Origin of the sequence: Mycobacterium sp. EPa45 (assembly GCF_001021385.1) — a bacterium.
In the GTDB taxonomy this organism is placed as follows: domain Bacteria; phylum Actinomycetota; class Actinomycetes; order Mycobacteriales; family Mycobacteriaceae; genus Mycobacterium.
The window spans coordinates 5307124-5327950 of record NZ_CP011773.1 but is presented as its reverse complement, the minus strand read 5'-3'; the positions used below and the strand labels follow the sequence as shown (position 1 = coordinate 5327950).

Annotated in this window: 21 protein-coding genes; 12 read left to right on the top strand and 9 right to left on the bottom strand. The window is 66.3% G+C overall.

Annotated features, from left to right (window positions below; translation table 11 throughout):
* Positions 1-141: 141 nt before the first annotated feature.
* From AB431_RS25155 to AB431_RS25130, 6 genes are all read left to right on the top strand, one after another.
* Positions 142-732, top strand: a complete 591-nt coding sequence (locus tag AB431_RS25155) for a TetR/AcrR family transcriptional regulator (RefSeq protein WP_047332234.1) — start codon at positions 142-144, stop codon at positions 730-732.
* An 86-nt stretch (positions 733-818) separates the two neighbouring features.
* The gene (locus AB431_RS25150; protein ID WP_047332233.1) at positions 819-1589 is read left to right on the top strand and encodes an SDR family NAD(P)-dependent oxidoreductase; all 771 of its coding nucleotides are present in this window, start codon (positions 819-821) and stop codon (positions 1587-1589) included.
* Complete coding sequence (locus AB431_RS25145) at positions 1586-2410, top strand: SDR family oxidoreductase (RefSeq protein ID WP_047332232.1); 825 nt, start codon at positions 1586-1588, stop codon at positions 2408-2410. The genes AB431_RS25150 and AB431_RS25145 overlap by 4 nt, the downstream gene beginning before the upstream one ends.
* Positions 2407-3480: a phosphotransferase family protein gene (locus AB431_RS25140; protein ID WP_047332231.1), complete on the top strand. Its 1074-nt coding sequence runs from the start codon at positions 2407-2409 to the stop codon at positions 3478-3480. The genes AB431_RS25145 and AB431_RS25140 overlap by 4 nt, the downstream gene beginning before the upstream one ends.
* An 8-nt stretch (positions 3481-3488) precedes the next feature.
* Complete coding sequence (locus AB431_RS25135; protein ID WP_047332230.1) at positions 3489-4832, top strand: NAD(P)/FAD-dependent oxidoreductase; 1344 nt, start codon at positions 3489-3491, stop codon at positions 4830-4832.
* Positions 4829-5734 carry an alpha/beta hydrolase gene (locus AB431_RS25130; RefSeq protein ID WP_047332229.1) on the top strand — a complete coding sequence of 302 codons (906 nt, stop codon included), beginning with the start codon at positions 4829-4831 and terminating at the stop codon, positions 5732-5734. The genes AB431_RS25135 and AB431_RS25130 overlap by 4 nt, the downstream gene beginning before the upstream one ends.
* Here the strand turns inward: AB431_RS25130 and AB431_RS25125 are convergent.
* Together AB431_RS25125 and AB431_RS25120 are read right to left on the bottom strand one after the other, a co-directional pair.
* A complete protein-coding gene (locus tag AB431_RS25125) occupies positions 5724-6545 on the bottom strand; it encodes a mycofactocin-coupled SDR family oxidoreductase (RefSeq protein ID WP_047332228.1) in 822 nt (273 codons plus the stop codon). The two genes, AB431_RS25130 and AB431_RS25125, sit on opposite strands and share 11 nt — an antisense overlap.
* Positions 6542-7717 carry an acyl-CoA dehydrogenase family protein gene (locus AB431_RS25120; protein ID WP_144418363.1) on the bottom strand — a complete coding sequence of 392 codons (1176 nt, stop codon included), beginning with the start codon at positions 7715-7717 and terminating at the stop codon, positions 6542-6544. Before AB431_RS25120 ends, AB431_RS25125 begins: the two co-directional genes overlap by 4 nt.
* A 95-nt stretch (positions 7718-7812) precedes the next feature.
* Here AB431_RS25120 and fabG point away from each other — a divergent pair, with 95 nt between their 5' ends.
* Genes fabG through AB431_RS25100 form a run of 4 tightly spaced genes read left to right on the top strand, consistent with a single transcriptional unit; the run spans position 7813 to position 11642 of the window.
* Complete coding sequence (gene fabG, locus AB431_RS25115; RefSeq protein WP_047332226.1) at positions 7813-8553, top strand: 3-oxoacyl-ACP reductase FabG; 741 nt, start codon at positions 7813-7815, stop codon at positions 8551-8553.
* Positions 8550-9767 carry an acetyl-CoA C-acetyltransferase gene (locus tag AB431_RS25110; RefSeq protein ID WP_082135800.1) on the top strand — a complete coding sequence of 406 codons (1218 nt, stop codon included), beginning with the start codon at positions 8550-8552 and terminating at the stop codon, positions 9765-9767. Before fabG ends, AB431_RS25110 begins: the two co-directional genes overlap by 4 nt.
* Positions 9764-10957: an acyl-CoA dehydrogenase family protein gene (locus AB431_RS25105; protein ID WP_047332225.1), complete on the top strand. Its 1194-nt coding sequence runs from the start codon at positions 9764-9766 to the stop codon at positions 10955-10957. Before AB431_RS25110 ends, AB431_RS25105 begins: the two co-directional genes overlap by 4 nt.
* A 1-nt stretch (position 10958) precedes the next feature.
* The gene (locus tag AB431_RS25100; protein WP_047332224.1) at positions 10959-11642 is read left to right on the top strand and encodes a GntR family transcriptional regulator; all 684 of its coding nucleotides are present in this window, start codon (positions 10959-10961) and stop codon (positions 11640-11642) included.
* On the opposite strand, the gene AB431_RS25095 is transcribed toward AB431_RS25100, so the two are convergent.
* From AB431_RS25095 to AB431_RS25065, 7 genes are read right to left on the bottom strand one after another with little or no spacing between them, the layout of a single operon-like run.
* Complete coding sequence (locus AB431_RS25095) at positions 11627-12235, bottom strand: maleylpyruvate isomerase N-terminal domain-containing protein (protein WP_047332223.1); 609 nt, start codon at positions 12233-12235, stop codon at positions 11627-11629. The genes AB431_RS25100 and AB431_RS25095 overlap by 16 nt on opposite strands.
* Before the next feature lie 11 nt (positions 12236-12246).
* Positions 12247-13713 carry a class I adenylate-forming enzyme family protein gene (locus tag AB431_RS25090; RefSeq protein WP_047332222.1) on the bottom strand — a complete coding sequence of 489 codons (1467 nt, stop codon included), beginning with the start codon at positions 13711-13713 and terminating at the stop codon, positions 12247-12249.
* The gene (locus tag AB431_RS25085) at positions 13706-15172 is read right to left on the bottom strand and encodes a class I adenylate-forming enzyme family protein (protein WP_047332221.1); all 1467 of its coding nucleotides are present in this window, start codon (positions 15170-15172) and stop codon (positions 13706-13708) included. Before AB431_RS25085 ends, AB431_RS25090 begins: the two co-directional genes overlap by 8 nt.
* Positions 15169-16614 (bottom strand): class I adenylate-forming enzyme family protein, encoded by a 1446-nt coding sequence (locus AB431_RS25080; RefSeq protein ID WP_047332220.1) that lies wholly within the window; start codon positions 16612-16614, stop codon positions 15169-15171. Before AB431_RS25080 ends, AB431_RS25085 begins: the two co-directional genes overlap by 4 nt.
* Positions 16614-17405: an enoyl-CoA hydratase/isomerase family protein gene (locus AB431_RS25075; RefSeq protein ID WP_047332219.1), complete on the bottom strand. Its 792-nt coding sequence runs from the start codon at positions 17403-17405 to the stop codon at positions 16614-16616. Before AB431_RS25075 ends, AB431_RS25080 begins: the two co-directional genes overlap by 1 nt.
* Entirely contained in the window at positions 17396-18199 is an 804-nt protein-coding gene (locus AB431_RS25070) for an enoyl-CoA hydratase/isomerase family protein (RefSeq protein ID WP_144418362.1), read from the bottom strand. The genes AB431_RS25075 and AB431_RS25070 overlap by 10 nt, the downstream gene beginning before the upstream one ends.
* Before the next feature lie 17 nt (positions 18200-18216).
* The gene (locus AB431_RS25065; RefSeq protein ID WP_047332217.1) at positions 18217-19029 is read right to left on the bottom strand and encodes an enoyl-CoA hydratase/isomerase family protein; all 813 of its coding nucleotides are present in this window, start codon (positions 19027-19029) and stop codon (positions 18217-18219) included.
* 90 nt (positions 19030-19119) lie between these two features.
* On the opposite strand from AB431_RS25065, the gene AB431_RS25060 reads away from it, so the two are divergent.
* Together AB431_RS25060 and AB431_RS25055 are read left to right on the top strand one after the other, a co-directional pair.
* On the top strand, positions 19120-19920 hold the full coding sequence (locus AB431_RS25060) for a FadR/GntR family transcriptional regulator (RefSeq protein WP_235435756.1): 801 nt from the start codon (positions 19120-19122) through the stop codon (positions 19918-19920).
* Positions 19921-19930: 10 nt separating this feature from the next.
* Positions 19931-20797: an enoyl-CoA hydratase/isomerase family protein gene (locus AB431_RS25055; protein ID WP_047332216.1), complete on the top strand. Its 867-nt coding sequence runs from the start codon at positions 19931-19933 to the stop codon at positions 20795-20797.
* The last annotated feature ends 30 nt before the right edge of the window (positions 20798-20827 follow it).

The following is a 20827-nucleotide window of genomic DNA, read 5'->3' as shown; positions in this document are numbered from 1 at the left end:
TTTACGTCGACCGCGCCACCCTGTCGCCCGCGCCGAAGCCCTTCTACAGCAACGTAAGTCGCTGCTGAACCGCTGGCGCAGCGGTGGGCGTTCAGGTTGACGTCCCCATCGGCTTGCTCGGCGTGGGGTTCAATTGCTCTCGTGGAGGACACCAAGGCGGGTCGCCCGCGCGATGATTCCATCGACGACCGCGTTTTCCAGGTCACCAGGGAATTGCTTGTCGACGTCGGCTGGGACGAGATGAGTCTGCGGTTGATTGCGGCCCGTTCGGGAGTGAGCCGTTCGAGTATCAATCGCCGCTGGTCGTCCAAGGCGGAGCTGGTGCTGCACGCGATACTCGGTGCCGCGCCGGATCTGGCGCCGTTCGCAGGCACCGACCGCTCGGGCTGGATTGCATGGGTGGTACGGGGCAGCCGCCAATTGTTCGGACGCCCGGAAGTGCGCGCCGCCGTGCCGGGCCTGCTACTCGCGATGGCGGAGAACGACGAGATGCGCCGAAGGTTGTGGGCGAACTTCAGCGGACCGGCGGTCGCCTTGTTCGCATCTGAAGCCGCCGGTCTGGAACACGACGCCCACGCCGTCATCGCGATGGCGGCGGGATCGGCACTGTTTCTCAGCAGCATCGCGCGCGAAGATGACACCGATGCGCTGCACGCCCGGATTCTGGACATCCTCACCCAGGCGGTGCTCGGGTCCGATGACAAGGCAACGGATGAATCTGGGACAGCCTGATCGAGTTGTCTGCCGCGACTCTTGCCGTATGTCTTACAGTAGACGCGACTTGAGCGGGCCCCGCGCGAGCGTCCTCAGGAGGTCGGATGTCGAAGAGTGCAGCGCAACGGGCGGTGGTCGTCGGTGGCGCATCGGGGATCGGCTGGGCAGTGGCCCAGGGGCTGGCCGCCAGCGGCCGGCGCGTGACCATAGCCGACCGCAACGCCGACGGCGCCGCAGAGCGAGCCACCGAGCTCGGCGCGCCGCATGACGCCGCCGGTGTGGACGTCACCGACGAAGCCAGTGTCGCAGCGCTATTCGACACCGTCGGAGACGTCGACATCGTGGTGAACACGGCCGGTTTCGGCGGCTTCGGCCGCATCACCGAGCTGGCTGTCGAGGACTTCCGGGCGATCGTCGACTGCTGCCTCACGGGCGGGTTCATCGTGATGAAGCACGCCGGTCGCCACCTGCGCGAGGGTGGATCGCTGGTCTCGATCACCTCGCTCAACGCCCGCCTCGCCGCACCCGGGATGAGTGCTTACTGCTCGGCCAAGGCCGGGCTGGCCATGCTGACCCAGGTCGCCGCCCTCGAGCTCGGCCCGCGCGGAATCCGGGTGAACGCCGTCTCGCCCGGTTTCGTCCACACGCCGCTGACCGAGCTGGTCACCATGGCCGACGGTGTCCTCGAGGACTACATCGAGAACACTCCTCTTGGCCGGGTCGGGGTCCCCGAGGACGTCTCCGAGGCGGTGCTCTTCCTCTGCTCGGACCAAGCATCCTGGCTCACCGGCGAGGTCCTGGACCTCAACGGCGGTGCTCACCTCAAGCGCTATCCCGACGTGCTCGCGCACGTCGACCGGATGGCTTCGGCGTGACGCGGTTCGCCGGACGACAAGCCCTCGTCACGGGGGCGGGTTCGGGAATCGGTGCGGCGCTGTGCGGGGCGCTGGCTGGCGCCGGAGCCGACGTGTTGTGCACCGACATCGACGGCGCGGCCGCCGAACGCACCGCAAAATCGTTGGGCAAGCGGGGTAGTGCTCGGCAACTCGACGTCACCGACGCCGCCGCCGTCCAGCATGCGGTCGACGGTGTCGTGGAGCGGACCGGCCGCATCGATCTGCTGTTCAACAACGCTGGAATCACCTGGGGCGGTGACACCGAACTGCTCAGCCTGGATCAGTGGAACAGCATCATCGACGTGAACATCCGCGGTGTCGTGCACGGCGTCCACGCCGCCTACCCGCACATGGTTCGCCAGCGCAGCGGCCACATCGTTAACACCGCGTCGATGGCAGGTCTGGCGGCCGCGGGCCGGATCACCAGCTACGTGATGACCAAGCATGCCGTCGTCGGCCTGTCGCTGGCGCTGCGCACCGAAGCCCTCGGCCACGGCGTCGGCGTGCTGGCCATCTGCCCCACCGCGGTGGACACCCCGATTCTGGACAAGGGCTGGCTCGGCGACTTCAACGGCCGCGAGTTCTATCAGATGGGCCAGCGCAGTGAGACCTTCTATAGCCCCGACCGGCTGGCCGCCGATACGCTGCGGGCCATCGAACGCAACAAGGCCCTCCTGGTCGCACCCCGTCAGGCCCGCGCGGCATGGCTTTTCGCCCGTCTGGCACCCGGCTTGCTCAACCGAATGGCTGTGCGGTTCGTCGACCGACAACGCTCCGACAGAAGGCAACCGACACCATGAGCGCCGCGACCGCGATCCCTCGCTACCCCTCGGACGTCACCGGAAACTGGCTGGCCGACGTGCTCAGCACCGCCGGTGCGCCGATCGAGGTGGAGAGCGTCGACGTGACACCGGTGGGCACTGGCCAGACGGGTGCCACCTTCCGTGTTGCAGCAAGCTATGCGAGCAACCCCGACAACCTGCCCGACAGCTTCATCCTCAAGCTGCCCGCCGGTGATGATGCCGTACGCGACCGGGTGACGCTGGGCTACCGCAGTGAGTGCGCGTTTTATCAGTCCGTCGCCGATCTGGTGACGATCCCGATCCCGCGGTGCTACCACGTCGAAATCGCCGACGAGGGAGCCAGTTACGCGCTGTTGCTCGCCGACCAAGCCCCGGCCGTCCAGGGCGACCAGATCGCCGGCTGCGGTCTGTCCGAGGCACGCCTGGCCGTGCGAGCCCTCGCCGGTCTGCACGGGCCCACCTGGTGTGACGAGCGGTGGCAGACCTTCCCAGGCCTGGCGATGTCCGTCGTCGGCGAGGACGCCATCCGCGGTCTCGGTGACATCTCGAAGATGGCCGCGGGCATCACGATCGAGAAACTCGGGACCCGACTGAACGCCGAGGACGCCGAAACACTCGTTGCTGCTATGGATTTGGTAACGCCGTGGCTGTTGAACGCACCGCAGCGGTTCGCACTGCTGCACGGCGACTATCGGCTGGACAATCTGCTCTTCGACGGCGAGCGCGTCAGCGTGGTCGACTGGCAGACCCTCGGGGTCGGGCTGGCCGGGCGCGACCTGGCGTACTTCACCGGCACCAGCCTGGAACCCGCGCTGCGGGCCGAGGCGGAGAAGGACCTGGTGGGGGAATACCACCGGGCGCTGCTCGCCACCGGGGTGAACGATTACGACGAGGCGGACTGCTGGCACGACTACCTGTTGGGGATGATCCAGGTGCCGCTGATCTCCGCGCTCGGCTGTGCGTTCGCAGTGGAAACCGAACGTGGTGACGACATGATGGCCGCGATGTTGCGCCGGGGATGCGCCGCCATCCGCGATCTCGGCACACTCGAACTGATCAGCAACTAGGAGCACACGTGGGCGAATCCCTGCCGCGCACCGCCATCATCGGTGCGGGCATCAGCGGACTGACCTCGGGCAAGATGCTCAAGGACTACGGCGTGCCCTACACCACCTTCGAGCTGTCCGACCGCATCGGCGGCAACTGGGCGTTCGCCAATCCCAACGGGCTGAGCAGCGCCTACCGCTCCCTGCACATCGACACCTCCAAACAACGGTTGTCGTTCAAGGACTTTCCGATCCCGGAGCACTTTCCGTCGTTCCCGCACCACAGCGATATCAAGACCTATCTGGACTCCTACGCCGAGACCTTCGGACTGCTCGACCACATCGAGTTCAACAATGGCGTGCAGCACGCCGAACTCAACGCCGACGGAAACTGGGACATCACCGACCAGAACGGAACAACCCACGAGTTCGATTTGCTGGTTGTCGGCAACGGCCACCACTGGGATGCCCGCTACCCGGACTTCCCCGGTGAATTCACCGGCGAGACAATCCATTCCCACCACTATATTGATCCGCAGACCCCGTTGAACCTGACCGGCAAGCGGATCCTGGTGGTCGGTATCGGCAACAGCGCTGCCGATATCACCGTCGAATTATCCTCCAGGACGTTGCAGAACACCGTGACCCTGTCCACCCGCTCGAGCGCCTGGATCGTGCCGAAGTACATCGCTGGCCGTCCGGGTGACAGCGTCTGGCAGACGTCGCCGCACATTCCGTTGTCCTGGCAGCGCAAGGCGGTTCAGCTGCTGGCGCCTGCAATGGGCATCAATCCTCAGCTGTACGGTCTGCCCGCACCGAATCACAAACTCTTCGAGGCGCACCCCACCCAGTCCGTGGAGCTGCCGCTGCGGCTGGGGTCCGGTGACGTCATCCCCAAGCCGAACGTGAGTCGTCTCGACGGACGCACCGTCCACTTCGACGACGGCACCAGCGGCGAGTTCGACGTGATCGTGTACGCGACGGGCTACAACATCACGTTCCCGTTCTTCGACCCCGAGTTCATCAACGCGCCGGACGACGCCATCCGGCTGTACAAACGAATGTTCTCCCCGGGCATGGACAATCTGGTGTTCATCGGGTTTGCGCAGGCAGTGCCGACGCTGTTCCCCTTCATCGAGTGCCAGGCGAAGTTGCTGGCCGCATACGCGGTGGGCCGGTACGCCCTACCACCCACCGCCGAGATGGAGCGGGTCATCGACGCCGACCAGCAACTCTATGTCGGGCACTGCACCGACCGGCCCCGGCACACCCAGCAGGTCGACTATTTCCATTACGACCATGACATCCGAACGCGCGAACTGCCCGCCGGCATGAAGCGGGCCGCATTACATCGCCGAAGGGTGGCCGTATGAGCCGCAGCGATATCACCTTCGACTCCGGCGGAGTGCAGTGCAGCGCTTGGTATTTCCCAGGGCAAGGTGACGCATTCGCGGGCCCGGCCGGACGCCCGATCGTGGTGATGGGCCACGGCTTCGGCGGCACCAAAGACTCCGGGTTGGAGCCGTTCGCCGAGCGGATCAGCGCCGCCGGGGTCGACGTGCTCGCCATCGACTACCGCGGCTTCGGCGCCTCGGAAGGCACACCGCGCCAAACTGTTTCGGTTTCGGCGCAGATCGCCGACTTCGAAGCCGCGATCGTTGCGGCCAAGCGACTACCTGGCGTCGATCCGAATCGCGTTGTGCTCTGGGGCTCATCGATGTCCGGCGGCCATGTCATTCGGGTGGCTGCCGATCATGCCGATGTCGCGGGAGTCATCGCGATGACGCCGCTGACAAGCGGGGTGGCGGTCAGCCGCGCGGCCGTCGAGCACCGCGATGTCGGGCAGGCTTTGAAGTGGACAATGGTGGGGCTCAAGAGCCGTATCGACGTGGCCCGCGGCCGCCGACCGACGTTGATGCCACTGGTCGCCCATCCCGGTGAGCCCGGAGCTCTGGCCCTGGACGGTGCCTACGAAAGCTACACCGCGATGGCCGGACCGACGTGGCGCAACGAGGTCGACTCCGCGGTGGGTTTGCAGATCGCCTCGATCCGAACGGCGGATGCCGCCAAGCGGTTACGCAGCCCGCTGCTGGTCCAGATCGCCGACTTCGACCGCTATGTGCCGGCCGAGTCGGTGGTCAAGACCGCGGTGTTGGGCAGGGGAGTGGTGCACCACTACCCGTGCGACCACTTCGACGTCTGGCCGGGCCACGACTGGTTCGAGAAGGCCGCCGCCGATCAGGTAGCCTTCCTGGCCCGCACGTTCAGTACTTAGTCGAGCCCTGATCGACTGAAATCGCCTCAGCGGTAATCAGTTTCGCGTCATCGCTGGCCAGGAAACACACCGTGTCGGCGATGTCTTCCGGCTCGGCGATGTAGACCGGCAGGAACGGCATCATCATCTTTTCCAGCGCCGGGTTGGTCTCCATCGCCTTGCCAAGTTCGGCCACCATGTCACCGGTGCCCATATCGGTGTTGACCGGCCCCGGGTGCACGCTGTTGACCCGGATGTTGTGTTTGCCGAGCTCGGCGGCGAACGCCCGGGCCATGCCGGTCACCGCGTGCTTGCTGGCGGTGTAGTGGACCATGAAGGGCTGCAGCTTGATACCTGCTGCCGAGCTGATCAGGATCACCGAACCGCCGCGACCACCTTCGACGATGGCGGGTGCGCCGGCCATCACGGTGTTCCAGGTGCCAGTGACGTTGACGTCCATGACATCTCGGAAGGCCTCCGGGGTGATCTCGTTCCACGCGGCCGGCGAGGTGATACCCGCGTTGGCGACGATGATGTCGAGGCGACCCAGCTTCGCAATGCCGTCTCGAACAACGTCCTTGAGTCCCTCGAGATCGCGGGTGTCGACGATCGACGACACGATGCGCTGGCCCGTTGCCTCCACCAGGTGGACGGTCTCGGCAAATTCCTCCGGGGTGGCCGGGTTGTACGGCACACAGTCGGGCAGCTTCCCCGCGATGTCGACGGCAATGATGTCGGCGCCCTCGCCGGCCATCTTCACCGCATGCGCACGACCCTGACCGCGAGCTGCTCCGGTGATGAATGCGACCTTGCCGCTGAGCTTTCCTGTCATTGCTTGCGCTGCGCTTCCTTGACTAGTCCGCCGCCGACGATGAGGCGCTGAATCTCGCTGGTGCCCTCATACAGTCGTAGCAGACGGACCTCGCGATAGATCCGCTCGACGGGCACACCACGCATGTACCCCGCGCCGCCGTGCACCTGTACCGCAAGATCGGCGACATTGCCGGCCATCTCGGTGCAGAACAACTTGGCCACCGACGGCGCGATCCGGCGGTCGGAGTTGTCCACCCACTTTCGTGCGGCGTCGCGCACGAGTGCGCGCCCGGCCATCACCCCGGTCTGCTGGTCGGCCAGCATCGCCTGCACAAGTTGGAAATTCCCGATCGGAGTGCCGCCCTGTGTCGCGGTCGCCGCGTAGGCGACGGACTCGTCGAGCGCACGCTGGGCAGAGCCGACCGCCAGCGCGGCGATGTGAATCCGCCCGCGCGCCAGCGAGGTCATCGCCGCCCGGTAACCGATGTCCTCGCTACCGCCGATCAGGGTGTCGTCGCCGACCCGGACGTCGGTGAAGTTCACATCCGACGTCCAGGCGCCCTCCTGGCCCATCTTGGCGTCCTTAACCCCGATCTCGACGCCCGGAGTGTCCGCGGGCACCAGGAAAACCGCGATCCCAGCGCCGTTGTCGTCGGCGGGCCGGGTGCGGGCGAACACGATGAACAGGTTCGCCACCGGGGCGTTGGTGATGTACTGCTTTCGGCCGTTGATCACCCAACTCTGGCCGTCGCGAACGGCTTTCGTCTTCAGGCCGGACGGATTGGACCCGGCGCCCGGCTCGGTCAGCGCGAACGACGCGACCACCTCGCCGGAGGCGATCGGTTCGAGCCAGCGCGACTTCTGCTCATCGGTGCCGAACCCGACCAGCACCTGCCCGGCGATGCCGTTATTGGTGCCGAACATCGACCGCAGCGCCAGGCTCGTGTACCCCAGCTCCATCGCCAACTCGACGTCCTGCGCGATGTGCAGCCCGAGGCCGCCCCACTCCTGCGGAATCGCGTAACCGAACAGGCCCATCGCCTTGGCCTGGTCGCGCAGGTCATCGGGCACCTTGTCCTCGGCAAGGATCTCGGCCTCCCGCGGGACCACGGCGGTCCGCACGAACTGGCGTGTCTGCGCCAAGATTTCGCGGAAGTCGTCGTCGCTGACGTCGGACGTCTGGCCGGTCATCAGGCTCCTTGGGTCGGGGGCGCTGGCTGCGGCGATCATATATGAAATATGATGTTGCCCATTCGGGGGTCCGTTCGAGGAGCTTAGGAGTTCACATGTCGCTGCTGGCCGGCCAGACCGCGGTCATCACCGGTGGAGCGCAGGGCCTCGGCTTTGCGATCGCGGAGCAGTTCATCGCCGAGGGCGCCCGCGTGGTGCTCGGTGACCTCAATCTCGATGCCACCGAGGAAGCGGTCAATAAGCTCGGCGGCGCCGACGTCGCCCGCGCGGTGCAGTGCAACGTCACGTCCTACGCCGATGTCGACGCACTCGTCGACTCGGCCATCGAGCAGTTCGGGCGCTTCGACATCATGGTGAACAATGCCGGGATCACCCGCGACGCCACCCTGCGCAAGATGACCGAGGACGAGTTCGATCAGGTGATCCAGGTGCACCTGAAGGGCACCTGGAACGGCCTGAAAAAGGCCTCGTCGGTGATGCGCGAACAGAAGAGCGGCGCGATCGTCAACATGTCCTCGATCTCCGGCAAGGTCGGCATGATCGGGCAGACCAACTACTCGGCGGCCAAGGCCGGCATCGTCGGCATGACCAAGGCCGCCTCCAAGGAACTTGCCCACCTCGGCGTGCGCGTCAACGCCATCCAGCCCGGCCTGATCCGCTCGGCGATGACCGAGGCCATGCCGCAACGTATTTGGGACTCAAAGGTCGCCGAAGTACCGCTGGGTCGTGCCGGTGAGCCGTCCGAGGTCGCCAAGGTGGCGCTGTTCCTGGCCTCCGACCTGTCGTCGTACATGACCGGGACGGTCCTCGAGGTCACCGGCGGTCGGCACCTGTGACCGACGAGGTCGTCATCTGCGAACCCGTACGGACACCCATCGGGCGCTACAACGGGATGTTCAAGTCCCTGACCGCGGTGGATCTCGGGGTGGCGGCGCTGACCGGTCTGTTGCAGCGCACCGGCATCCCGGCGGATGCGGTCGAGGACGTGGTCGTCGGGCACTGCTACCCGAGTATGGAGGCACCGGCGATAGGCCGGGTGATCGCGCTGGACGCCGGGCTGCCGGTGACAGTTCCAGGGATGCAGATCGACCGGCGCTGTGGCTCGGGACTGCAGGCCGTGATCCAGGCCTGCATGCAAGTGGCGAGTGGCAACAACGAACTCGTCGTCGCCGGCGGTGCCGAGTCGATGAGCAACGTGGTTTTCCACTCGACGGATATGAGGTGGGGCGGGGCTCGAGGCGGCATCACGGTGCACGATGCGCTAGCTCGTGGGCGTACGACAGCGGGCGGGAAGCACTACCCGGTTCCCGGCGGAATGCTGGAGACCGCAGAGAATCTGCGCAGGCAATACGACATCGGCCGTGCCGAGCAGGACGAGCTAGCGGTCCGCTCGCACCAGCGTGCGGTAGCTGCCCAAAAGGACGGTCTGCTGGCGCAGACCATCATTCCCGTCCTCGTCACCAGCCGTGCTGGTGACGAGCTGATCGAGATCGATGAGCATCCCCGCGCCGACACCTCCACCGAGTCCTTGGCAAAGCTCAAACCTGTTCTGGCTGAATCGGATCCGGAAGCAACGGTGACGGCAGGCAACAGCAGTGGACAAAATGACGCAGCGTCGATGTGTGTGGTGACGACTCGCGACCGCGCGGCCGACCTGGGTCTCACGCCGTTGGTCCGGATGGTGTCGTGGGGTGTTGCGGGTGTCGCCCCGAACGTGATGGGCATCGGACCGGTACCGGCCACCGAGGTCGCGTTGGCCAAGGCCGGCCTGACGCTGGCGGACATGGACCTCATCGAACTCAACGAGGCGTTCGCGGCGCAGGCCCTGGCGTGCACTCGCGAATGGAAGTTCACCGCAGCGGATTTCGAGCGCACCAACGTCCACGGCTCGGGAATCTCACTCGGACATCCGGTGGGCGCCACCGGAGGGCGGATGCTGGCGACCCTGGCCCGCGAACTGCACCGGCGCGATGGTCGCTACGGGCTGGAGACGATGTGCATCGGTGGCGGGCAGGGCCTGGCCGCGGTCTTCGAAAAGGTGAACGCATGACCCGCATCGCCCAGACACTTGGACTGAGCGAGGTCCAGACCGAAATCATCTCCACCGTACGGCAATTCGTCGACAGGGAGATCATCCCCAGCGCCCAGGAACTCGAGCACTCCGACACCTACCCGCAGGCCATCGTTGACCAGATGAAGGATCTGGGGCTGTTCGGTCTGATGATTCCCGAGGAGTACGGCGGGCTGGGGGAGTCGCTGCTCACCTACGCGCTGTGCGTCGAGGAGTTGGCCCGGGGCTGGATGAGCATCTCGGGCGTGATCAACACCCACTTCATCGTGGCGTACATGATCCGCCAGCACGGCACCGACGAGCAGAAGCAGCGCTTCCTGCCCCGGATGGCGACCGGGGAGGTGCGGGGCGCATTCTCGATGTCGGAGCCCGAGCTCGGTTCCGACGTCGCCGCGATCCGCACGCGGGCCAGGGACAACGGCGACGGCACATACACCATCGACGGCCAGAAGATGTGGCTGACCAACGGCGGCAGTTCGACTCTGGTCGCCGCGCTGGTGCGCACCGACGAGGGTGCCGACAAGCCACACCGCAATCTGACGGCCTTCCTGATCGAAAAGCCCTCCGGCTTCGGTGAAGTCGTGCCCGGCCTGACGATCCCGGGCAAGATCGACAAGCTCGGCTACAAGGGCATCGACACCACCGAGTTGATCTTCGACGGGTACGTCGCGAGTGCCGACGACGTCCTTGGCGCCAAGCCGGGCCAGGGTTTCTTCCAGATGATGGACGGAGTCGAGGTCGGCCGGGTCAACGTGTCGGCCCGAGCATGCGGGGTGGGTATCCGGGCTTTCGAGCTGGCGATCCGCTATGCCCAGCAGCGCAGCACGTTCGGCAAGCCGATCGCCGAGCATCAGGCCATCGCCTTCCAGCTCGCCGAGATGGCCACCAAAGTCGAAGCGGCACACCTGATGATGGTCAACGCCGCGCGGCTGAAGGACTCCGGCGAGCGCAACGACGTCGCCGCCGGGATGGCGAAGTACCTGGCGAGCGAGTTCTGCGCGGAGGTGACCCAGCAGAGCTTCCGCATCCACGGTGGCTATGGGTACTCCAAGGAGTACGAGATCGAGCGGCTGATGCGCGACGCACCGTTCCTGCTCATCGGCGAGGGCACCAGCGAGATCCAGAAGAACATCATCAGCAAGCGGCTGCTCGCCGACTATCGGATCTGACATGAGCGCACCGGATTTCGCCCCGCGCCCGCAGCTGGCTGAGGATGTCGCCCGGTTCGTCCGGACCCGGATCTTCAACGGCACCTACCCTGCCGGCGAGTACATCCGGTTGGATCAGTTGGCCGCCGAGCTTGGTATCAGTGTCACGCCGGTCCGGGAAGCGTTGTTCGAGTTGCGGGGCGAGGGTCTGTTGGACCAGTTGCCGCGGCGCGGATTCGTGGTGCTGCCGTTCACCGATCGCGACATCACCGATGTCTCGAACCTGCAGGCGTATGTCGGGGGCGAGCTGGCGGCCCGGGCTGCGGTGAACATCACCGACGACCAACTGGCCGTGTTGTCCTCGATTCACGACGAGTTGGTCGCGGCCTACGATGCCGACGATGCCCGCGCGGTACGGCTCAATCACGAGTTCCACCGCGCCATCAACGTCGCAGCGGATTCCCCGAAACTGGCCCAGCTCATGTCCCAGATCACCCGGTACGCACCGGAATCGGTGTTCCCGACGATCGAGGGATGGCCGGCCAAGTCGGTTGCCGACCACAAGCGCATCTTGGCCGCGCTCAAGGCACACGACGAGGATCGGGCCAGGGCTGCGATGTCGCAGCACCTGGCGGCGGGAGCGGCTCCGCTGATCGAGCACCTCGTGAAACAGGGTGTGGCGCAGCGATTTCAGACGATGGAATAGCCCGCCGCAAGAGCGCCTCGCCCGGTGAGCGCGCACAACAGTGCCTGACTGTCGCCGCGACGCCGCGCGACGTCTAGCGAGAGCGTAAGGATGCTGTCGGCGACCTCGGGTGGCAACGACTCGGGCGCACCGATCGCGCGGGCCAGGTCAATACTGTGCAAGCCGAGTTCGAAGATCCGGGTCGGCAGATAGTCGGAGAGGCGCATACCGCCCGCGATGGTCTGGATGATCCGATCGTCGGTGTCCAGCACGGTGCTCGCGCGATCCTGAAGTTCGCGCAGGACGTCCAGCGGACGTTCACCCAGCGACAGTCCGGCCTGCACGGCGCGGGCATCGATCTGCTCGGGGTCGGTCAGCATCGGGGCGATCACCAGGTAGTACTGAGCGGAGTCACTGACCTCCGCCCGCTCGGCCGGCCGGGCCGAGTAGTCGATGACGGTGGTGAACGATCGGCCGATATGGCCGACCAGTGTGCGAACGGTCCACGTCCCGAGCGCAGGCGAATCCCACCGATCGGCGGGCACCTGCGTGGCCACCGATATGACGTGGTCCCCGGCCCGGCGATAGGTGTCGACGTGTGCTTGCAGTGTCATGGCTGTTGAAGCTACGCCTGCCCGGCAAGAAGCTCACGCAGGCGGCGGACGTCGACCTTGCCGGTGCTCCCGCGGGGAATGTCCTCGTCGGAATCGAGTAGCACCCAGACCGTCGGCACCTTGAACGAACTCAGCTTCCGGCGCGCCTCGGCCCGCAGCTCGTCCAGCCCGTACCGCTCGCAGAGCACGGCGGCGCCGACCCGGCCGTTGACGTCGGTGACGAACGCGGCCCGCACACCGTCGATCTCCCGCAGGGCCGCCTCGACCTCGGTCGGGTAGACCGTGGCGCCGCTGACCTTGAACATGTCGTCGGTTCTGCCGTGGTAGAAGAGGAACCCGGCATTGTCGAGGTGCCCGAGGTCGCCGGTCGGATAGAACCCGTCGGCGGTGAACACTTCCTCGCGGCTGCGACGGCAGATACCGCGCAATGTGTGCGGACCGCGCAGTTGGATCATGCCGATCGTGCCAGGCTGCACCGGCTCACCGCTGTCGAAGTCGGCGATGCGAACCTCCATGCCGGCGAACGGCTTTCCGCAACTGCCCCACGCCGTTCGCGGCATGTCGGTATCGGCACGATAGCCACAGTAGGGACCGAAGGACTCCGTCATCCCGAACAGCTTCGCCCGCGCACCCGGGGCGGCGCGCTGCTCGGTAGGCAGCAGGGCGTCCAGGCTGCCCGCGCGCAGCGCGGACAGATCGGCACCGGTCGCCCGGCGGGCCAGAGCCTCGGCCTGGTCGGGCCAGCCCCGGAACAGCGTCACCTTCTCCCGTTCCAGCAGGCGAAGCGTCGCTTCTGGTTTCGGGATCTGTTCGGTCACCAACGTTGCCCCGGCGATCAGCGCGGACAAGATTCCGCCACCGAAGCCGCCGACCCAGAAGAACGGCATCGGTAGGTACAGCCGGGTGCCGATGTCGATGCAGCGGGCCGTCAGCCCGGATCGCACGGCCGCCAGCGCATTGCCGTGCGAGTGGATCACCCCCTTCGGCGGCCCGCTGCTGCCGGAGGTGAACATGATGACCATGGGGTCGGCCGGTACCACCGTGTCGGCGAGTTCGTCGATCTGGCCGGCACCCGTTGGTAGCTCGGCGGCCCGCCATAGGTGTCGCAGTGCGGGAAGTGCCGGCAGATCATCGAGATAGCGGTGGCCGCGAAACTCGTCGACGGCAATCAGGTATTGCACTGACGCGGTGCGAAGGTGTGCGGCGAGTTCCCGCCCGGTGAGCAGTGTGCTCAGCGGAACCAGGACCGCACCCACCCGGGTCAGTGCCAGCGCGAGCTGCACCCACCGCACGCTGTTCGGCATGATCAGGCCGACCCGCGTGCCTTTGCCGATACCCGCACCGACGAAGCCCGCCGCGAGAGTGCTTGTCACGCTGTCGAGGTCGGCATAGCTCATTCGGGTCGTCGGGTCGATGACGAACGGCTTGTCACCGAGATTCGCTTGTCCGCGGATCAGCGCATCGACGGTGTCAGGCATCGAACACCGCGAGGAGTCGGGGCAGGTCGACCTTGCCGCTGGACATCAGCGGCAGCTGGTCGGGGGTCAGTGCGACAAAGCGTCGCGGGATCTTGTACGACGACAGCTCCGTCTTGAGCTTCTCGCGCACCGCTGCTTCGTCGAACGACCCGTTGGCGGGCACCACCACCGCTGCCGCTACGATCTGTCCACGATCGGCGTCGGGGAGGCCGACCACATGGGCGACCAACCCATTGCCCAGTCTCGCGATCGCCTTCTCCACCTCGGCCGGAAAGACATTGGCGCCAGCGGTTTTGATCATCGAACCGCGCCGGCCGAGGAAGTACACGTACCCGTCGGCGTCGGTGCGCACCAGATCACCGGTGTGGAACCAGCCGTCGGCGTCGAAGCACTCCTCGCGGCTGCGTTTGTAATAGCCCTGCATCAGATAACGGCCCCGGATGCACAGCTCACCGTCGACGATCTTCGTCTCGAATCCCGGTGCCGGCCTTCCGAACGAACCGCGGCGGTGTTCGGGTTGGTCGGACTCGTCCCCGCTGAGTAACAGCACGCTGCCGGCTTCGGTCAGCCCCAGCATGTTATGGCGCAACTCCGGGTCGGCGGGCCGGACATCGGGAGCCATGATCGGGTAGAGGTTCCCGCGCCGCATCGATGACAGATCACGGTGCGGGAAGCTCTCATGACGCGCCAGATGCGCGACGCCGGCGGCGAACCCGTTGGTGATCGTCGGCCGGACCGTCTCGAGCAGGTCGAGAACGTCACCGGCGTCGGTGGCGTTGGAGCACACCAGTGTCGAACCCGCGACCATCGTCGCCAGCAGTGCGAATGCCAAACCGCCGATCCAAAAGAACGGTGAATTGCAGAACAACCGGTCCTGTGCGGTCAGGCCACGAATCTCATTGAGGTTGCGCTGATGTCCGAGCAGCGACTCGTGGGTGTGCACCACACCCTTGGACGCCCCGGTGGACCCCGATGTGTAGACGATGACCAGCGGGTCGCAGCCGTCGACATCCTCTTCGATGGCCGTCGTCAGCTCCGACTCGGCGACCACCTGGTTGTCGAACACGATGTGGCGCAGCCACGGCGCCGTCACGTCCCTGAGCCGGGCGGCGTAGTCGTGTCCCCGGAAAGATGCGGTGGCGAGCAGGATCTCGGTGTCGCTGTGGACGAGTTGATTGGCCAGCTCGGGGCCGGTCGAGAAGGTGGAAAATGGAACGACGACCGCACCGATGCGCGCCGCGGCGAGCAGTGCGACCACGAACGCCGAGCTGTTGGGATGGAGCAACCCGATGTGAGTGCCCTTGCCCGCACCCAGCGCGAGCAGCCCGTGCGCCAGCGAGGCCGAGCGTTCCTGCGCCTCGCGGTAGGTGAGCCGCTCGGCATCGCAGACCAGCAGCAGATGGTCGCCGCGGTTGGCGGCTTGTTCGCGCAGTAGGCGGCCGACGGTGTCAACGGTCATGCGCCGGCGAAGTGTTGCCGTACCGCGGTGAGATCCGCCTTGCCGGACGGGGTGCGTGGGATCGCCTCGACCACCGCGATCTCCGAGGGAATCTCGTACGGTGCCAGCCGAGTCCGCAGATAGTCGAGCAGCTGGGCGACGGTGACCGATTCGCCGGGGCACATTTCGACCATGGCGACCGGTGTCTCGCCCAGGCGTTCGTCGGACCTGCCGACCACTGATGCGCCAAGAACGGCGGGGTGGGTTTCCACTGCGGCTCGTACGTCGTCGGGGAGCACCTTGAATCCGCCTCTGATGATCGCCTGGTCGGCCCGGCCCAGGATCCACAGGAACCCGTCGGCGTCGATGCGCGCGAGGTCGGTGGTCCGCACCCACGCGGCGTCGCGTCCGAACTGACCCGGCTTCACCTCGAGCAGGCCCTGCTGATCCGGCTCCAGGGGCGTACCGTCCTCGGACACCACCCGTAGCTCGGCGCCCAAGCTGGCCCGCCCGACGCTGCCGCGCTTGGACTGCCAGTACCTCCGATGATCCGCCAGCGTCCAGCCGGCGACGCCGCCACCGAATTCGGTTGCTGCATAGGAGGTCAGTACGGGGATGCCGAACTTCTCGGTGAACGCGTCGGCGTCGTCGGCCGACAGGGGCGCGGTGCCGGACGTGACGGCGCGGACTCCGGCAAGGTCCTCAGGCCCCAGGTCGGAATGCAGCACCATCCGCAGCGCCGCAGGCACCAGCGATACCGCCTTGGGGGCGTAGCGGCGCACCGCGTCGGCCCAGGAGGCCAGCTCGAAGCGCGGCAGGAGTACGAACGGCCTTGGCTGACAGATACATTGCAACACCCGGTACACCCCGCCGATGTGCACCAGCGGTGCGTTGACGATGGCGACGCTGCCGGAGATCGTCGTCGGTGCGGATGCGGTGGTGAAGTCGGTGCCGATCACCGAGACCGCCAGCATGTCGTAGGTGAGATCCACCCGTTTCGGTGGACCGGTGGTGCCGCTGGTCAGCATCCGAACCGCCACCGTCGCCGGGCCGCTATCGATCGGCGCGCCGGGCCTTACCTGGGCAGATTCGCCTTCGATGGTCACCACGGTTGTGGTGTTGCCTGGCTGCGCCAGTCGGGTGATGTCATCGGAGGTGCCGATGATGACCGGCAGGTCCAGCGCGGCGAGATCGGCCCTGATCCGCTCGTCGCCACGCGAGGGGTTGACCACCACGACACAACCGCCGGCCGACAGCACCGCCAGCAGCGAGGCCACGTGAGCGGGGGTGTTGCGCAACAGGATTCCCACCTGGGCACCCGGCTGCAGGGCCGTGGCGATGTGTCGGCTCAAGGCCGCGAGCTGACCCCAGCTGTACCAGTGGCCGTCGTACTCGATCGCATGGCCCTCAGGATCCAGGTCGAGGACATCGGAAATTCGCCGGCTCAGTGGGTGCACGGACACTAGCGCACCGTCGGGGTGATCCGGACCTTCTCCTGCTCGGCCAGTTCCGCCTGACCCAGCGGATTTCCCAGCCGGGTGTAGATCAGGTTCTGCTCCATCGCCGCCCGATACGGCTTGTCCAGCGACTCCCAGATGGCCTTGACCGTGCCCTGGGTGGCCGACGGTGGCTTGGCCGCGATCGTGGCGGCGATCTCGTGCGCGCGTGACCAGAGGTCGTCGGGCTTGACGACTTCGGACACCAGTCCGATGCGCAGAGCGGTCTCCGGGCCGACTCGTTCGTCGTTGCCCATCAACGCGATCCGCAATGACTCACCCAGGCCGATCTTGCGCATCAGCCCGATCGGCTCGAGTGCGCACACCAGGCCGGCGCTGACGTGGGAGTCGAAGAACGTGGCGTCCTCCGAGCAGATCACCACATCGGACTCGTTGACGAAGTAGAACGCCCCGGCGGTGCACATGCCGTGCACTGCGCACACGACCGGCTTCCACATCTTCTGCCACTTCGGGCTGAGCAGTTCGCCCGGATCCTCGTGGTTCCACACATTCTGCGGCTGGCCGTAGGGGGTCTTGATGTCCAAGCCTGCGCTGAACGCGCGGTCCCCGGCCGCGCGCAGCACCACTGCGTGGATTGCGTTGTCGTTCTTCACGATTCCCCATGCCGCGGCGACCTCTTCGCACATGGTGCGGTTGAACGCGTTGAGCTGGTCGGGCCGGTTGAGGGTGATGGTGGCGACATGGTCGGTCCGGTCGAAGTCGAGCAGGATCGTCTCGAATGCGGCGGTCATCGGCATTGCCATTCGGGTAGGCGCTTCTCGACGAAGGCCTTGGGTCCTTCGAGCGAGTCGACGGTGTGCAGGTTGCGCTCACGGAATGCCTCGGCGAGCATTTCGGCCTCGTGCATCGGGATTTCGCGGCCCTTGATGATCGCCAGCCGGGTGCCGCGCACGGCCAGGGGTGCGTTGCGGGTCACGATGTCGGCGATCTCGTGGGCCCGCTCGAGAAGCCGGTCGTGTTCCACGATTTCGGTGATCAGGCCGAGCTCATAGGCGCGTGCGGCGTCCATGCGCTCATGTTTGCCCATCATCGCCATCCGCAGCGCCACCGTACGCGGTAACACCCGCGCCAGCCGCACCATCTCCCGGCCCGCGACCAGACCGATCGACACGTGCGGGTCGAAGAACGTCGCCTTCTCCGACGCGATCACGATGTCACCCGTGGTCACCCAGTCCAGACCTGCGCCGCAACAGATTCCGTTGATCGCCACGATCACCGGCTTGGCCATCCGCCGGAACGGCGGAGTGCCTTCCTGGGGAGCCTCCCATTGGTCATAGGTGGACAGATAGGGCCGCTCGTTGATCACCTTGCCGTCTTCGGGAATCTCCTTGACGTCGGCACCGGTGCAGAAGGCGCGTCCCGTCGCGGTGACGATCAGCAGCCAGATGTTGTCGTCGCTCTCCGCCTGGTCATACGCGGCGCGCAACTCGGTGATCATGTGCGGGCTCAACGCGTTGAGCGCCTCGGGCCGGTTCAGCGTGATCGTGGCGGTGTGGCCCTCGACCTCGTAGCCGATGGTGTCGTAGGACATCCGTGGTTCCTCATCTCTCATCGCCCGGTGAAGCCGGGTGCACGCTTCTCTCGGAAAGCCGCCAGGCCTTCTTTGAAGTCCGATGTCCGGCAGGATAGTTCGAGGTTGAACAACTCCTGCGTCATGGCCTGGCTCAGGGTCGCATGCTGACCGTAGTTGACGGCCTGCTTGGCCAGTCCGATCGCGACGGTCGGGCCGGATGCCAGCCGGTCCAGCAGCGCCGCCACGGTTGCATCGAGGTCGGCATCGTCGACGCTGCGATGAATGAGACCCCACTGCGCCGCCGTCGCGCCATCGACCTTCTCGCCGAGTAGCAGCATCTCCTTGGCGCGGGCGATTCCCACCAGCCGGGGCAGCAACCAGGTGGAGCCGGAGTCCGGGCTGAAGCCGCGGGCCAGGAACGGCTCCCAGAACACGGCGTCGGTGGCGGCCACGGTGAAGTCAGCGGCCAGCGCCAGATTGCAGCCCATACCGGCCGCCCACCCGCGGACCGTGCACACGACGGGTAGGTGCAGGGTGTGGACCAGTTCGATGACCCGGTGCGCGGTGTGTGGGATGCGACGGACCAGGTCGCCGGTGCGGGGGCGCTGCGCGCCACTGTTCGAGCCCACCCAGTCCACGCCTGCGCAAAAGTCCGACCCGGCTCCGCTGAGATGGACCGCGCGCAATGCATCGTCGCTCGCCGCGGCGACCAGCGTGCCGGTGAGAGCGTCGATCATGCTGTGGCTCAGGGAGTTACGCCGGTCAATCCGGTCGAGCACGATGTGCAGCACGGCACCATCGCGTGATGTCGTCACGACTCCGTCGGCCGCCCGGGCCCCGTCACCCACCGATGATTCCGCCCTTCGCGACTTTACGGATAGTCCAACAGTAGTGCTATCTTGTACAAGATAGCAAGGATGGCCTGATGAGGGGACCGGATGGGTGACGCCGCGGACCGACGGATGACCGCCGCCGCACCGCGTATTCGTCAGCCCCGCGTCGCCGAGATCGTCGCCTCGCGGCTGCGCGACGACATCCTGTCGGGCCGGCTGCGGGAAGGTGATGTCCTGCCCTCGCAGGAGAGCCTGTTCACCGAGTTCGGCGTCAGCCCGCCCGCGCTGCGGGAGGCGATTCACATGCTCGAGGTCGACGGCCTGGTGTCGGTGCGCCGCGGCAACATGGGCGGCGCCGTCGTGCATTCACCGTCGGCCGACCGCACCGCCCACATGATCAGCATGGTGCTGCAATCGCGTTCCTCGACCCCGGCCGACGTCAGCGGGGCGCTGATGCACCTGGAGCCGATCTGCGCAGGCATGTGCGCTGCCCGCGAGGATCGGCTGACCGAGGTCGTACCGTACTTGCAGGCCGAAATCGACCGGCAGGAAGCACAATTCGACGACACATCGCAGTATGTCCCGAACGCCCGACGCTTTCACGAGGCACTGGTGTCTCGGTGCGGCAACGAGCCGATGATCTTGCTGATCGGTTCGCTGGAGGTGATCTGGTCGGCCCACGAGTCGTCCGTGTGGAGCGACGAGCCGGACCCGATGCGGCACAAGACCATGCGCGCCGCGCTTCGCGATCACCACAAGATGCTCGACGCCATCCGCGACGGCAACGCCGACCGCGCGGTTCGGCTGGCGCAGGACCACCTCGCCGCCGCGCGCCGCAACACCCTGGCTTTCGGCCGGGACAGAACTATTGAGGCCAAGCTCATTTCGAACCCGGACCCCAGGTGAGGAACCGACGATGACGGACGACGACCGCGTGCTGTTCGAGGTGGATCGCGACAAGCGCATCGCCACCATCACGCTGAACAACCCCGCGCAACGCAACTCCTACGACGCCCAGATGCGGGAGACCGTCGGCCGCCACCTGGATGCCGTTGCCGAGGACGACGACATCACCGTCGTGCTGTTGCGGGGTGCGGAGGGGGTGTTCTCCACGGGCGCGAACATGAACAACGCGTACGCCTGGTACGGCGAGGAGTCCGAGGCGCAGGCGAAACGCCGGCCCAGCCAACGTCGCCGACTCACGGTGGACCGCAGGTCATTCGGCTTCTACCACAACCTGATGGGCTTCCCGAAGGTGACGGTCGGGGAGATCAGCGGGTACGCGCTCGGCGGCGGTTTCGAGATGGCGTTGATGACCGATATCTCGGTCATCGCGCGCGACACCAAGATCGGGATGCCGGCGACCCGGTTCCTCGGACCCGCGTTGGGCAGCCTGCACATGTTCTTCCACCGGCTCGGCCCGGTCTTGGCCCGGCGGCTGCTGCTGACCGGTGACATCATCACCGCGGGCGACGTCGAGCACCTCGGCGTCTTCACCGACACCTGCGACGCCGGCTCGGTCGCGGCCCGGGCTCGCTACTGGGCCGAGAAGGCGGCCAAGATGCCTGCCGACGGCGTCGTCATCGCCAAGGAGGCCTTCCGGCTCGTCGAGCAGAGCCAGGCCTACCAGGGTGAAGAAGTTGCCAGCTATTTGTTCCACGCGTACGGCACCAACCTGCAGTTCGCACCGGGGGAGTTCAACTTCGTCAAGACCCGGGCCCAGGTCGGGGCCAAAGAGGCGTTCCGGCTGCGTGACGAGCACTTTTTCGTGCCAGAACCGTGAGTGACGTGGACCACTTACCGTCAACGCTAC

Coding starts and splice junctions, on each gene's coding strand:
- AB431_RS25150 (WP_047332233.1), top strand. CDS start 819: ATGTCGAAGAGTGCAGCGCAACGGGCGGTGGTCGTCGGTGGCGCATCG.
- AB431_RS25140 (WP_047332231.1), top strand. CDS start 2,407: ATGAGCGCCGCGACCGCGATCCCTCGCTACCCCTCGGACGTCACCGGA.
- AB431_RS25130 (WP_047332229.1), top strand. CDS start 4,829: ATGAGCCGCAGCGATATCACCTTCGACTCCGGCGGAGTGCAGTGCAGC.
- AB431_RS25125 (WP_047332228.1), bottom strand. CDS start 6,545: ATGACAGGAAAGCTCAGCGGCAAGGTCGCATTCATCACCGGAGCAGCT.
- AB431_RS25120 (WP_144418363.1), bottom strand. CDS start 7,717: ATGACCGGCCAGACGTCCGACGTCAGCGACGACGACTTCCGCGAAATC.
- fabG (WP_047332226.1), top strand. CDS start 7,813: ATGTCGCTGCTGGCCGGCCAGACCGCGGTCATCACCGGTGGAGCGCAG.
- AB431_RS25105 (WP_047332225.1), top strand. CDS start 9,764: ATGACCCGCATCGCCCAGACACTTGGACTGAGCGAGGTCCAGACCGAA.
- AB431_RS25100 (WP_047332224.1), top strand. CDS start 10,959: ATGAGCGCACCGGATTTCGCCCCGCGCCCGCAGCTGGCTGAGGATGTC.
- AB431_RS25095 (WP_047332223.1), bottom strand. CDS start 12,235: ATGACACTGCAAGCACACGTCGACACCTATCGCCGGGCCGGGGACCAC.
- AB431_RS25090 (WP_047332222.1), bottom strand. CDS start 13,713: ATGCCTGACACCGTCGATGCGCTGATCCGCGGACAAGCGAATCTCGGT.
- AB431_RS25085 (WP_047332221.1), bottom strand. CDS start 15,172: ATGACCGTTGACACCGTCGGCCGCCTACTGCGCGAACAAGCCGCCAAC.
- AB431_RS25075 (WP_047332219.1), bottom strand. CDS start 17,405: ATGCCGATGACCGCCGCATTCGAGACGATCCTGCTCGACTTCGACCGG.
- AB431_RS25070 (WP_144418362.1), bottom strand. CDS start 18,199: ATGTCCTACGACACCATCGGCTACGAGGTCGAGGGCCACACCGCCACG.
- AB431_RS25060 (WP_235435756.1), top strand. CDS start 19,120: ATGGGTGACGCCGCGGACCGACGGATGACCGCCGCCGCACCGCGTATT.
- AB431_RS25055 (WP_047332216.1), top strand. CDS start 19,931: ATGACGGACGACGACCGCGTGCTGTTCGAGGTGGATCGCGACAAGCGC.